Here is a 12,709-nt window from a genome sequence, read left to right as displayed (position 1 = left end):
CGGCCGTCAGGCGCCGGCTTCGGCGGTCGCTTCGTCAGCGACCGGCGGTTTGCGCCGGGCGCGTTCGGCGGCGCGGGCGTCCATCCAGTTCTTCCAGGCGATCAGGCAGCCGAGCAGGATGAAGGCGCCCGGCGGCAGGAGGCCGAGCAGGAAGCCGGGATAGCTTTCGGGCAGGATCTGGATCGGGCTCAGCGACGGGAAGACCATGTCGATGCCGCCGAGCAGCGTGCCGTTGCCGAGCAGTTCGCGCAGGCCGCCGAGCAGGCCCAGGGTCCACAGCATGCCGAGGCCCATGAAGACGCCGTCGAGCGTCGATTGCAGCGGCGGATTCTTGGCGGCGAAGGCTTCGACGCGGGCCAGCACGATGCAGTTGGTGACGATCAGCGGGATGAAGATGCCGAGGACCAGATACAGTTCGTGCAGGTTGGCGTTGAACAGCAGGTCGACGACGGTGACCAGCGCGGCGACGACGAGGATGAAAACCGGGATGCGGATTTCGTGCGGAATCAGGTTGCGCAGCGCGGCGACGGCGACGTTGGAGAGCGCCATGACCAGGATGGTGGCGAGCGACAGCATGATGCCGTTGACCGCGTTGGTGGTCACCGCCAGTAGCGGGCAGAGGCCGAGCACCTGGACCAGCGAGGTGTTCTGTTTCCACAGCCCGTTGTAGGCGATGGTGCGGAATTCGTCGCGCGTCATCGTTGCGTCTCCATCCTGAACAGCGCGGCGCCCTGGCTGTCCGCCCAGACGACCGCCTTGCGCACCGCCTTGGCGACGGCACGCGGGGTGACGGTGGCACCGGCGTGGTAATCGATCTCGCCGCCGTCCTTGCGTACCCGCCAGGCGCGTTCCGGCGTGTTGGCGAGCGAGCGGCCGGCAAACTGGCCGATCCACGGCTGCGCCTTGTTGCGGTCCTTCTTCGGTTCGACGTAGTCGCCCAGGCCGGGAGTTTCCTTGTGCTGGGTGACGCGCACGCCGGCCACGCTGCCGTCGGCGCGGACGGCGAGCAACAGGCGGATGCGGCCGGCGTAGCCGTCCGGCGCGACGGCCTCGAAGACCAGCGCGGCGGGTTGCCCGGCCTTGCGCGCGCGATAGACCTTGCTCGGTTCGTTCAGGCCCAGTTCCGGCGTCGGCGGCAGGGTCACGCTGTCGTCGAGCAGCGCATTGTCGTAGTCGGCGGACGGCAGCACCTCGTTGATCAGCTTCGTCTTCTCCTGCTGCGCCGAGGCTTCGATCGACGGCTTGGTCCACTGGTAGGCGGCGGAGAGCAGGCCGGTGAACACGATGACGAAGAGGAAGAGGATGGCGGCGGTGCGCAGCGCCATGTTGGTGGCGGTGAATTCGCGCGGCGTGCTGGTCATGGCCGCTCCTCCTTCATGCCGAAGATGCGCGGCTGGGTCAGGCGGTCGATCAGCGGCGCCGAGAGGTTCATCAGCAGCACCGCGAAGGCGACGCCGTCGGGGTAGCCGCCGAAGACGCGGACGATGTAGGCGAGCAGGCCGGCGCCGAAGCCGAAGATCAGCTTGCCGCGCACCGTCGTGCAGCCCGACACCGGGTCGGTGACGATGAAGAAGGCGCCGAGCATGGCGCCACCGGACAGCAGGTGGAACAGCGGGCTGGCGAAGCTCTCCGGCCGATACAGCCAGAGGCCGCCCGAAATCAGCACCATGGCGGCGAGGAAGGCGAGCGGCGCGTGCCAGGTGATGACCTTGCGCTGCCACAGCCAGAGGCCGCCGAGCAGGTAGGCGCCGGTCACCCATTCCCAGCCGCGGCCGGCGAAGTTGCCGTAGATATCCTGGTTTTCCAGCAGGTGGGCGACGTTGACCTGGCCTTCGCCCAGTTTCAGCGCCGTCTTCATGGCGTCGAGCGGCGTTGCGCCGGACAGGGCGTCGACGCGCGGGGCAAGGCCGAAGATGATGTTGAGCTGGTCGAGCAGCGGCAACTTGAGGCCGATGCTCGGCCACTGCGACATCAGCGCCGGGAACGAGACGATGCCGACGGCGAAGGCGACCATCGCCGGATTGAACGGGTTCTGCCCGAGACCGCCGTAAAGGTGCTTGGCGACGACGATGGCGAACAGCGTGCCGGTGGCGACCAGCCACCACGGCGCCAGCGGCGGGAAGGTGAGGGCGATCAGCCAGGCGGTGACGACGGCCGAACCGTCGGACAGGAAAAGCGCCAGCGGCTTCTCGCGCAGCTTGAGGATGGCGGCTTCGGCGAGCAGCGCGGTGAGCGAGGCGATCGCCAGCTGGACCAGGATCGCCGGGCCGACCAGCCAGAAGTAGACGGCAATGCCGGGGACCAGGGCAAGGCAGACCTGGGTCATCACCTGGCTGACGCTGGCATCCTTGAGCAGGTAGGGGGCGGGGGCGAACATCATTCGGTCCTGGAATCGGTGCTGGCGGCAGGCGCCTCGGCGACGCCGGCAGCGGCGCGGCGGGCTTCGATGGCGGCCATTTCCTGCGCCTGTTGCGGGGTCAGTTCGTCGGTATTCTTCGCCTGCACGGCTTCCCGCTGCGCTTTGGCGCGCGCCATCGCGGCGGCGATGGCGGCCTTCTTGGCGGCGGCGGGGTCGTCGCCGGCTGCTGCCGGCGTTTCGGCGGCGACCGTGCCGCCAGCCGCCGCCGCGGCTTCCGCCGCCTTCTTGGCGGCCTGGGCGGCAGCCGCCTTGGCCAGCTTCTCCGCCTTGTCGGTCTTTTCGCGCTCCTCGCGGAACTGCTTGAATTCGAAGCGCTGCTTGGCTTCCTCGGCCGCCTTCTTTTCACGCTCGCGGGCCCAGATCTCGCTCTTCGCGAAGCGGAAATACTGGACCAGCGGAATCCGCGACGGACAGACGAAGGAACAGCAGCCACATTCGATGCAGTCGAAGATGTGGTACTGCTGGGTCTTGCCGAAATCCTTGGCGCGCGAATGCCAGTACAGTTCGAACGGCTGCAGTTCGTGCGGGCAGGCGCGGGCGCAGGCGCCGCAGCGGATGCACGGCATTTCCGGCGCCTTCGGCGGGAACAGGCGCGCCGAATGGGCGATCAGGCAGTTGGTCGCCTTGATCACCGGGGCGTCGGCGTCGGGTACCAGGAAGCCCATCATCGGCCCGCCCATGACGACGCCGTCGGTATCCGGGTGCGGCTGGGCGAGGCGCATCACCTCGTCGATCGGCGCGCCGATCAGCACCTCGTAGTTGCGCGGCTGGCCGACGTTGCCGGTCAGCGTGACGATGCGCGAAATGACCGGTTCGCCGTGGGCGATGGCGCGCCAGGCGGTGTAGGCGGTGGCGACGTTGAAGCACTGCACGCCGAGGTCGGTCGACCGCTTGCTGGCCGGGACTTCCTTGCCGGTGAGGACGCGGATCAACTGCTTGGCGCCGCCGGCCGGGTAGCGCGTCGGGACGACGACCACCTCGAACGGCTCGGCCAGCGCCGCGACGGCGGCGCGCATGGCGGCGGCGGCTTCCGGCTTGTTGTCCTCGATGCCGATGAGGACCCGCGCCGGTTGCAGCAGGTCGCGGAAGATGCCGACGCCGCGGACGATTTCCTCGGCGCGTTCGCGCATCAGCAGGTCGTCGCAGGTGATGTAGGGTTCGCACTCGGCGCCGTTGATCACCAGTTCCTGCATCGGCACCGTGCGCGACGCGGTCAACTTGCCGTGGGTCGGGAAGACCGCACCGCCGAGACCGACGACGCCGCAGCGTTGCAGGTATTCGCGCACCGCTTCCGGCTCGGCGGCGGCGTAGTCGAACGGCTGGCGCTCGATCCATTCGTCGCGGCCGTCCGGCTCGATGACCACGCAATCCGCCGGCAGCCCCGACGGGTGCGGCATCTTGCCCGGGCCGACGGCAACCACGATCCCCGAGGTCGGGGCGTGCACCGCGGCCGAAATCCAGCCGTCGGCCTCGCCGATCATCTCACCCTTGCGCAGCCGCTGACCGACTTCCACCAGCGGCCGCGGCGTGCCGCCGATGCTCTGGTGGAGCGGCACGATCAGGCGCGACGGCAGCGGCGCCGGGGCGATCGGCTGCCGGTTCGAGATGTCCTTGTTGGTCGGCGGCTTGACGCCGCCGTTGAAGGAGAACAGCTTGCTCAGCATCAGGCGGCCTCCCTCTCCGGTGCGGCGGGACGGATGGCGACCACCGGGTATTTCCATTTCCAGTTATCCAGCGTTTCCTGCACCACTTCCATGTGGATGCATTCGACCGGGCAGGGCGGCAGGCACAGCTCGCAGCCGGTACATTGTTTGGCGATGATGGTGTGCAGTTGCTTGGCAGCGCCGACGATGGCATCGACCGGGCAGGCCTGGATGCACAGCGTGCAGCCGATGCAGGTGTTCTCGTCGATGCGGGCAACCTGCTTCGGCTTCTCTTCGGCCTCCAGCGCCTTGACTTCGCGGCCGAGCAGGTCGGCCAGGCGCTGCACGCCTTCCATGCCGCCCGGCGGGCACAGGTTGATGTCGGCCTCGCCCTTGGCGATCGCTTCGGCGTAGGGCTTGCAGCCGGGAAAGCCGCACTGGCCGCACTGCGTCTGCGGCAGGATGGCGTCGATCTTTTCGACCAGCGGGTCGCCGTCGACCTTGAACTTGATCGACGAGAAACCGAGCGCGGCGCCGAGCACGAGCGCGCCCAGGGCCATGATCGCAATGGCGAGCAGGATGTCCATTATTGGTACTTGTCCAGACCGGCGAAGCCCATGAAGGCCAGCGCCATCAGGCCGGCGGTGACGAGGGCGATGGCCGAGCCGCGGAAGTGGGTCGGCACGTCGGCGCCTTCGATGCGTTCGCGGATGCCGGCGAAGAGGATCAGCACCCCGGAAAAACCGACCGCGCTGCCGGCGCCGAAGAGCAGGGATTCAACGAAATCGTAGCCGTTGGCGATGTTGAGCAGCGGCACGCCGAGCACCGCGCAGTTGGTCGTGATCAGCGGCAGGTAGATGCCCAGCGTCTGCTGCAGCGTCGGCGAGGTCTTGGCGATGACCATCTCGGTGAGCTGGACGATGGCGGCGATGGTGACGATGAAGGACAGCGTGCGCAGGTATTCCAGCCCGAACGGCGTGAGCAGGAAGTGGTCGATGATGTAGCTCGAACCGGTGGCCAGCGTCAGTACGAAGGTGGTTGCGGCGCCCATCCCGTAAGCCGTTTCCAGTTTCTTGGAAACGCCCATGAAGGGGCACAGGCCAAGAATCTTGACGAGCACGACGTTGTTGACCAGCACCGCGCCGACGAGAAGAAAGAGGTAGTGGCTCATGGAAGGGGGAAGGAGCGAAGGCGGCTATTATCGGAGTTTGCGGGGCCGCGAACAACCGCGCGCCGGGCAGGGAGATTTATGCAGTGATGGGTTTTTTCTCGGCCAGCGCGCGGGCGACGGACTGGCCCATTTCGGCCACCAATTCCGGTCCGCGATAGATGAAACCGCTGTACACCTGGACCAGGCTAGCTCCGGCACGGATTTTCTCGGCGGCATCCTCCCCCTTGAGAATGCCACCGACACCGATGATCGGTACTTCGCCGGCCAGCGCCTTCGCCAGCTTGTGTTGCACGTCGGTCGACTTGCGGAACACCGGCGCCCCGGACAGACCGCCGCCTTCGTTGCCGTTCGGCAGGTGATCGACGCCCTCGCGGGAGAGCGTGGTGTTGGTCGCGATGACGCCGTCGAAACGGTGCCGGCGCAGCGCGTCGGCGATCGTCGCGATCTGCGTGTCGTCGAGGTCGGGCGCGATCTTCAGCGCCATCGGCACATAGCGGCCGTGCTGCTCGGCGAGCGCCTGCTGGCGTGCCTTCAGTTGCGCCAGCAGGTCGTCGAGCGCTTCGTCCTTCTGCAGTTCGCGCAGGTTGCGGGTGTTCGGCGACGAGATGTTGACGGCGACGTAGCTGGCGTCGCCATAGACCTTGTCGAGACAGATCAGGTAGTCGTCGGCCGCCTTCTCGATCGGCGTCGTCGCGTTCTTGCCGATGTTGATGCCGAGGATGCCGCCGTTCTTCGGGAAGCGGGCGGCCCGCACGTTGGCGAGCAGCGCGTCGACGCCGGCGTTGTTGAAACCCATCCGGTTGACGATGGCCTGCGCCTGCGGAATGCGGAACAGGCGCGGCTTCGGGTTGCCGTCCTGAGGGCGCGGGGTGATCGTGCCGATCTCGATGAAGCCGAAACCGAGCCCGGCCAGCGCATCGATATGGGCGCCGTTCTTGTCCAGCCCGGCAGCGAGGCCGACCGGATTCGGGAAGCGTAGCCCCATCACCTCGACCGGGCAGGCGGGCGCCGGCTTCGCCAGCAGGCCGAGGAGGCCGGCGGACTCCAGGAAGGACATGCCGGTGAGGCCGATGCCGTGCGCCGTTTCGGCGTCCAGCGCGAAAAAGAACTTGCGGATGAGCGGATAGAGCATGGTGGCCGGCATTTTAACGTAAATGACGGATTTCGCGGCCGTTCGCCTCTATCTTTCGTGATATGGATCAGCCCGCCCACCAGCGCAGCGCGTGCAGTACCGCCATGCCGACGATGAAGGGTAGCCAGGGGTTGCGCCAGCGCAGCGCGGTCGCCGCCGCGGCCAGGCCGGCGGCGAGCTTGGCGTTGAACGGGGCGAGCTGGCCGCCGACGACCAGCAGGTCGGGGGCGACGATTGCCGCCAGGGCCGCTGCCGGGGCGTAGCGCAGGGCGCGCTGGACGGTGGCGGGCAGGCTGACGCGGTTGCCGAGGACGATGAAGCTTGCCCGCGGCAAGGTCGTCGCCAGGCCGATGACGATGAAGATCAGCCACAGGTCGGCATCGTTCATCGGCGGCCTCGCCGGTGTTCGAGGTTTTCCGCCAGGAAGCCGGCGGCGATGCCGGCGACGATGGCGACGACGGTGCCGAGCCGCAGCGGCATGCCGCGCAAGAGCGTCGCCGCGCCGCCGCCGACGAGCGCCGCGACCAGCATCGGCCGGACGCGCGACATCGGCACCAGCAGCACGATCAGGGCGATGCTCGCCATGAATTCCAGCGACCAGTCTTTCGGCACCACCGTCGCGGCGTGGATACCGAGCAGCGTGAACGCCTGCCACAGCAGCCACGACCACAGCGACGGCGCCAGATAGTAGCCGAGCCGCCAGCGCGGGTCGTCGGCCTTCTGCAGGCCGTCGGCGCAGGCGGCGAAGACGCCGTCGGTGAGCAGGTGGCCGGACAGCCAGCGGGCCGCCGGGCCGACGCCGCGGAAGGCGGGGGCGAGGGCGGCGCTGAAGATGACGAAACGCAGGTTGAGGGCCAGCGCGGTGAAGAAGATCAGCCAGACCGGTGCGCCGGCGACGATCAGCGGCAGCGTACCGAGTTGGGCGGTGCCGGCGAAGACGATCAGGTTCATGCCCATCGCCTCGACCGGCGAGAAGCCGGCGCTGCGCATCGCCATGCCCATGACCAGCGCCCACGGCACCAGGCCGACCGAGAACGGCAGGAAAACGGCGAAACCGGCGCGGGCGCCGGCGAGGAAGGGAGAAGTTGCGGTTGCGGACATGCGAGCGAAGATACAACAGCCGGCAAACAATTTGTAACAGCGGGGCGCTGCCCGCCCCGGCTAAACTGTCGGCCATGCGTGCCCTGACCAGAATTTTCCCGGTTTTACTCGTTTTGACCGCCCAGGCGGCGGCAGCGGTCGACCTGGCCGATCCGCTGGCCACCGAGGCACTGCTGCCCCTGCGTCAGGCATCGGCGCTGGCCGCTCGCGTTGGCGCCGCGCCTTGCGCCGACACACTGCCGGAAACGCCGCTGACGGCGCAGGCCGCCGTCGATCTCGCCCTCTGTCGCCACCCGCAGACCCGCGAACTGTGGGCCAACGCGCGGGCGCAGGCGGCGCAGGTCGGAGTCGCCCGGGCGGCCTGGCTGCCGACGCTCGACGCCCGCGCTGCCACGGCGCGTAATTTCAACGAGGGCAGCCGGTACAACTCGAGCAGCGCGGCGCTCGATTTCTCCTGGCTGCTGTTCGACGCCGGCCGGCGCAGCGCTGCCGAGGAAAACGCCAGCCAGTTGCTGGAAGTCGCGCTGGCGACCCGCGATGCCAGCGTGCAGGCGCTGTTCCTCGCCGCCCTGCAAGGCTATTACGGCGCCCAGGCGGCACAGGCGGCGGTGCAGGCGACGCTGGACAGCGAAACCGCCGCCCGCGCCAGCCTGGAGGCCGCCGAACTGCGCTACAAGGTCGGCGTCGCCACGCCGGCCGACCGCCTGCAGGCGCAGACCGCGCTGTCGCAGGCGCGGCTGGCCCGGCAGCGGGCGGCCGGCGAAGCGCGCAACGCGCTGGGCGGGCTGGCCAACGCGCTGGGCTTCCCGGCGCAGACGCCGCTGCAACTGGCGCCGCCGGCCGAAATCGGCGAAACCGCCGCCTTCCGCGACGAGGTCGAGGCGCTGATCGGCAGTGCCGTCGACCGTCGTCCCGACCTCAAGGCGGCCGAAGCGCAGGTGCGCGCCGCCGCCGCCGCGGTCGACGCCGCCCGCGCCCAGGGCCGGCCGACGCTCGGCCTGTCGGCCGGGCCGGACTGGCAGCGGTTGGCGGGGACGACGACGCACGGCGGCAGCATCGGCTTGACCTTGAACGTGCCGCTGTTCTCCGGTTTCGACACCACCTACCGCGTGCGCGCCGCCGAGGCGCAGCAGGAAGCACGCGTCGCCCAGCGCGACCGCCTGCGCAACCAGGTTTCGCTCGACGTCTGGCAGGCTTACCAGAACCTGGCGACGGCGACCGAGACATTGCAGACGACGCGCGACCTGCTGGCCAGCGCCGAACAGGCCGACCGCGTCGCGCGCGGCCGCTACCGCGCCGGCGTCGGCAACCTGCTCGACCTGCTCAACGCCCAGAGCGCGCTGGCCGACGCCCGGGTCCAGCGCATCCGCGCCGAACTCGACTGGAACATTTACCGCGCCACCCTGGCCCAGGCCATGGGGGCGCTCGACGACACGCTGCTGCGGGCGGCGGAGGAAAGACGATGAACAGGAAGACAGGCCGGCTGTTGTTCGGCGCGCTGCTGATCGCCGCGCTTGGCGGCGGCGCTTACTGGTATTTCGCCGGCGGCGCCGGCCAGACGCCGGAGCAGCGTTACCGGACGGCGGAGATCGGTCGCGGCGACGTCACCCAGACGGTGTCGGCCAACGGCACGCTGAACCCGGTGGTGCTGATCAGCGTCGGTACCCAGGTCTCGGGAACGGTGAAGAAGCTCTACGTCGATTTCAACGACAAGGTCACCGCCGGCCAACCGCTGCTCGAACTCGACGACGCGCTGGTCTCGGCGAGCGAGCGGCAGAGCGCGGCCAGCGTCAGCAGCGCGCGGGCGACGCTGGAGCTGGCGACGGCCAACGAGGCGCGGATGAAGGCGCTGCTCGCCGAAGAATACGTCTCGAAGCAGGAATACGACCAGGCGGCGCAGGCGCTCAAGGCGGCGCGCGCGCAACTGGCGCTGAGCCAGGCGCAGAACGCCCGCGACCGGGCCAACCTGGGGTTCACGACGATCCGCTCGCCGGTCGACGGCGTCGTCATCGACCGCGTCGTCGACCTCGGCCAGACGGTGGCGGCCAGCTTCCAGACGCCGACGCTGATCAAGATCGCCAAGGACCTGTCGGAGATGCGCATCGACACCAGCTTCGCCGAAGCCGACATCGGCGCCATCCGCGAGGGGCAGAAGGCGCGCTTCACGGTCGATGCCTTCCCCGACCGCAAGTTCGAGGGCGTCGTCCAGCAGATCCGCCTCAACCCGACGACGCAGCAGAACGTCGTCACCTACAACGTGCGTATTTCGGTCGCCAACCCCGAACTGATCCTGCTGCCGGGGATGACCGCCTACGTGACGATCGGCGTCCAGCGCCGGGAAAAGGCCCTGCTGGTGCCCAACGCCGCGCTGCGCTTCAAGCCGGCGGATGCCGCTCCCGCCAAGGCGCAAGGCGGCCGGCCACCGTCCGGCATGGCGCCGGGCATGGGCGCCGGGGCCGACGGCGGCGGTGCCAAGTCCGGCAACGCCAAGGGACGCAAGCGCGACGGCCAGCAGGCCACGGTTTACGTGCTGGCCGACGGCAAGCTGCAGCCGGTGGCGCTGCAGCTCGGCATCACCGACAGCCGCAACACCGAGGTGCTGGGCGGCGAGCTGGCCGCCGGGGCACAGGTCGTCGTCGGCGAGAACGGGGGCGGCGGCGGCAAGTCGCCGTCGTCGGTCGGCATGCGGATGTTCTGATGGCCGGCGACGTCATCCGCGTGCTCGGTCTGGGCAAGTCCTACCCGACCGCGGCCGGCGAGTTTCCGGCGCTGCGCGGCGTCGACCTGGCGATTGCGGCGGGCGAGTACATCGCGATCATGGGACCGTCCGGTTCAGGCAAGTCGACCTTCATGAACCTGCTCGGTTGCCTCGACACGCCGAGCGTCGGCGAGTATTTCCTGGCCGGCGAGAACGTCGCGACGCTGGACAAGGACGCGCTCGCCGTCCTGCGCAACCGGACGCTCGGTTTCGTCTTCCAGGGCTTCAACCTGCTGCCGCGCATGAGCCTGCAGGACAACGTCGCGCTGCCGCTGGTCTATGCCGGCGTCGACAAGGCGACCCGGCGGGCGCGGGCGCGTACCCTGCTCGAACGGGTCGGCCTCGGCCAGTACGCCGAGTCGCTGCCCAACCGGATTTCCGGCGGTCAGCAGCAGCGGGTGGCGATCGCCCGCGCGCTGGTCAACGCGCCGCGCCTGATCCTCGCCGACGAGCCGACCGGCAACCTCGACAGCCACACCAGCGAGGAAATCATGCGCCTGTTCGGCGAACTCAACGGCGACGGCATCACCATCGTCCTGGTCACCCACGAACCCGACATCGCGGCGCACGCCAAGCGCCAGGTGCGCTTCCTCGACGGCCGCATCGTCAGCGATCACCTCACCGGAGTTGGTCCATGATCCATCCGATGCTCGGCGAAGCCTGGCTGGCGATGGGCGCCAACCGCCTGCGCACGGCGCTGACCATGCTCGGCATGGTGATCGGCGTCGGTGCCGTGGTGATCATGCTGGCCATCGGCCAGGGCGCGCAGTACGCGGTGCAGCAGACGATCAGCACGATGGGCGCCAACCTGTTCATCGTCCTTTCCGGCTCCTTCACCACGTCCGGCGTGCGCAGCGGCAGCGGCGGCGGGCCGACGCTGAGCGTCGCCGACGCCGAGGCGATCGCCGAACTCGACGGCGTCGTCAACGTCGCGCCGACCCACCAGGGAACGCGGCAACTGGTCTATGGCGCGCAGAACTGGAGCAGCCAGGTGATCGGCACCACGCCGGCCTACCTCGATGCGCGCGCCTGGAGCGTCGTCAATGGCGGCGCCTTCGGCGATTCCGACGTGCGCTCGGCGACGCGGGTGGCGCTGATCGGCAAGACCGTCGCCGAGAACCTGTTCGGCGACGAGGACCCGGTCGGCAAGACGCTGCGCATCCAGCAGAGTCCCTTCGTCGTCGTCGGCGTGCTCGGCGCCAAGGGCCAGAACCTCGACGGCCGCGACCAGGACGACAGCGTGATCATTCCGCTCAGCACCGCCCAGCGCAAGGTCTTCGGCACGCCCTTCCTGGGTTCGGTGCGGATGATCATGGTGCAGGCGGATTCGGCCGACAGCATGGAGCGCGTGATGGACGCGACGACCGCGCTGCTGCGCCAGCGCCACCGCCTGCGCGACGACATGCCCGACGATTTCTACATGCGCAACCTGTCGGCGGCGGCCGAATCGGAAGCGGCGACGACGCGGACGATGTCGGTCCTGCTCGGGGCGATCGCCTCGATTTCGCTGATCGTCGGCGGCATCGGCATCATGAACATCATGCTTGTCTCAGTGACCGAGCGGACGCGCGAGATCGGCATCCGGATGGCGATCGGTGCCCGGCGCAAGGACATCCTCAGCCAGTTCCTGCTCGAATCGGTGATGATTTCCTTCGCCGGCTGCCTGCTCGGCCTGCTGCTCGGCATCGGCATCGCGCTGGCGATCAACGCCTTCACCGGCATGGTCGTCGTCATTTCCGGCAGCGCCGCCCTGCTCGCCTTCGCGGTGGCGGCCGGGGTCGGCATCTTCTTCGGCTGGTACCCGGCGCAGAAGGCGGCGCGCCTCGATCCGATCGAAGCCTTGCGCTACCAGTAAACCTAGAACCCTCAGTTGACCGCTTACCTCTCTTTGTGCCGTCGCACGAATGCTGACCCGGTACCTACGATTCGACTCACCGTTAGGTGATGGCGCTACGCGCCCGCGTTCAACCGAGGTTTCAAGGGTGACTCAGCGCACGCGCGGCCGGTTGGCGAGCTCGTCCGGGTTGTCGTCGCCGGCCGGGAAGTGCTGCGCGAGCAGCGCCGTCGTCCGGTCGACGGCGAGGTGCAGGCCGTTGGCGTAGCGGCCGGCGGCGAACTCGATTTCCACGGCGCGGCAGATGGCGTCCCATTCTGCCTGCGCGACGCAGGCGGCGATGCCGCGGTCGGCGAGGATTTCCAGTTGGCGGTCGAGCAGTTGCACGTAAATCAGGATGCCGGTCGCCTCGCGCGTCTGATCGACGCCGTACTGCCGGAACAGTTCTTCGGCGCGCTGCCGGCTGTCGAGGTCGCGGCGTAGCGCCGACCAGGGCAGCGTGCTGTCGACGGCGACACAGATTTCGCCGCGATGCCGCCGTTCGGAAGCGGCGATGCTCGCCGTCAGCGCGTCGAGTTCGGCCGGTCCGAGGGCGCGGCGCAGTAGCCAGGACGGTGCGCTCAGATGACGCAGGGCATGCCAGAGTCGCAT

Annotated in this window: 14 protein-coding genes; 4 read left to right on the top strand and 10 right to left on the bottom strand. The window is 68.8% G+C overall.

Annotated elements, in window-relative coordinates; all coding sequences use genetic code 11:
• Positions 1-6 precede the first annotated feature (6 nt).
• The 9 genes from rsxE to AC0KWY_RS07000 all read right to left on the bottom strand — a co-directional run bounded on the left by rsxE (position 7) and on the right by AC0KWY_RS07000 (position 7,466).
• Positions 7-699, bottom strand: a complete 693-nt coding sequence (gene rsxE / locus AC0KWY_RS07040; protein WP_474028923.1) for an electron transport complex subunit RsxE — start codon at positions 697-699, stop codon at positions 7-9.
• Positions 696-1,361: an electron transport complex subunit RsxG gene (gene rsxG, locus AC0KWY_RS07035; protein ID WP_474028922.1), complete on the bottom strand. Its 666-nt coding sequence runs from the start codon at positions 1,359-1,361 to the stop codon at positions 696-698. Before rsxG ends, rsxE begins: the two co-directional genes overlap by 4 nt.
• A complete protein-coding gene (locus AC0KWY_RS07030; RefSeq protein ID WP_474028921.1) occupies positions 1,358-2,380 on the bottom strand; it encodes an RnfABCDGE type electron transport complex subunit D in 1,023 nt (340 codons plus the stop codon). Before AC0KWY_RS07030 ends, rsxG begins: the two co-directional genes overlap by 4 nt.
• Entirely contained in the window at positions 2,377-4,083 is a 1,707-nt protein-coding gene (rsxC, locus tag AC0KWY_RS07025; RefSeq protein ID WP_474028920.1) for an electron transport complex subunit RsxC, read from the bottom strand. The genes AC0KWY_RS07030 and rsxC overlap by 4 nt, the downstream gene beginning before the upstream one ends.
• Complete coding sequence (rsxB, locus tag AC0KWY_RS07020; RefSeq protein WP_474028919.1) at positions 4,083-4,649, bottom strand: electron transport complex subunit RsxB; 567 nt, start codon at positions 4,647-4,649, stop codon at positions 4,083-4,085. Before rsxB ends, rsxC begins: the two co-directional genes overlap by 1 nt.
• Entirely contained in the window at positions 4,649-5,233 is a 585-nt protein-coding gene (gene rsxA / locus AC0KWY_RS07015) for an electron transport complex subunit RsxA (protein ID WP_474028918.1), read from the bottom strand. Before rsxA ends, rsxB begins: the two co-directional genes overlap by 1 nt.
• 76 nt (positions 5,234-5,309) lie before the next feature.
• Complete coding sequence (locus tag AC0KWY_RS07010; RefSeq protein ID WP_474028917.1) at positions 5,310-6,365, bottom strand: quinone-dependent dihydroorotate dehydrogenase; 1,056 nt, start codon at positions 6,363-6,365, stop codon at positions 5,310-5,312.
• 67 nt (positions 6,366-6,432) lie between these two features.
• Complete coding sequence (locus AC0KWY_RS07005; RefSeq protein ID WP_474028916.1) at positions 6,433-6,753, bottom strand: AzlD domain-containing protein; 321 nt, start codon at positions 6,751-6,753, stop codon at positions 6,433-6,435.
• Entirely contained in the window at positions 6,750-7,466 is a 717-nt protein-coding gene (locus tag AC0KWY_RS07000) for an AzlC family ABC transporter permease (protein ID WP_474028915.1), read from the bottom strand. Before AC0KWY_RS07000 ends, AC0KWY_RS07005 begins: the two co-directional genes overlap by 4 nt.
• 74 nt (positions 7,467-7,540) lie before the next feature.
• Between AC0KWY_RS07000 and AC0KWY_RS06995 the strand changes: the two genes are divergently transcribed.
• Genes AC0KWY_RS06995 through AC0KWY_RS06980 form a run of 4 tightly spaced genes read left to right on the top strand, consistent with a single transcriptional unit; the run spans position 7,541 to position 12,079 of the window.
• Positions 7,541-8,932, top strand: a complete 1,392-nt coding sequence (locus AC0KWY_RS06995; protein ID WP_474028914.1) for a TolC family protein — start codon at positions 7,541-7,543, stop codon at positions 8,930-8,932.
• Positions 8,929-10,164, top strand: coding sequence for an efflux RND transporter periplasmic adaptor subunit (locus tag AC0KWY_RS06990; protein ID WP_474028913.1), 1,236 nt, complete (start codon positions 8,929-8,931; stop codon positions 10,162-10,164). Before AC0KWY_RS06995 ends, AC0KWY_RS06990 begins: the two co-directional genes overlap by 4 nt.
• Entirely contained in the window at positions 10,164-10,862 is a 699-nt protein-coding gene (locus tag AC0KWY_RS06985) for an ABC transporter ATP-binding protein (protein ID WP_474028912.1), read from the top strand. The genes AC0KWY_RS06990 and AC0KWY_RS06985 overlap by 1 nt, the downstream gene beginning before the upstream one ends.
• Positions 10,859-12,079, top strand: coding sequence for an ABC transporter permease (locus AC0KWY_RS06980; RefSeq protein WP_474028911.1), 1,221 nt, complete (start codon positions 10,859-10,861; stop codon positions 12,077-12,079). Before AC0KWY_RS06985 ends, AC0KWY_RS06980 begins: the two co-directional genes overlap by 4 nt.
• Positions 12,080-12,211: 132 nt before the next feature.
• On the opposite strand, the gene AC0KWY_RS06975 is transcribed toward AC0KWY_RS06980, so the two are convergent.
• Positions 12,212-12,709, bottom strand: coding sequence for a TPM domain-containing protein (locus tag AC0KWY_RS06975; protein WP_474028910.1), 498 nt, complete (start codon positions 12,707-12,709; stop codon positions 12,212-12,214).

The organism is Azonexus sp. MM2026_4, assembly GCF_055901855.1.
Note: the sequence above shows the minus strand (reverse complement) of the source record. Positions and strands in the feature narration are given on the sequence as shown.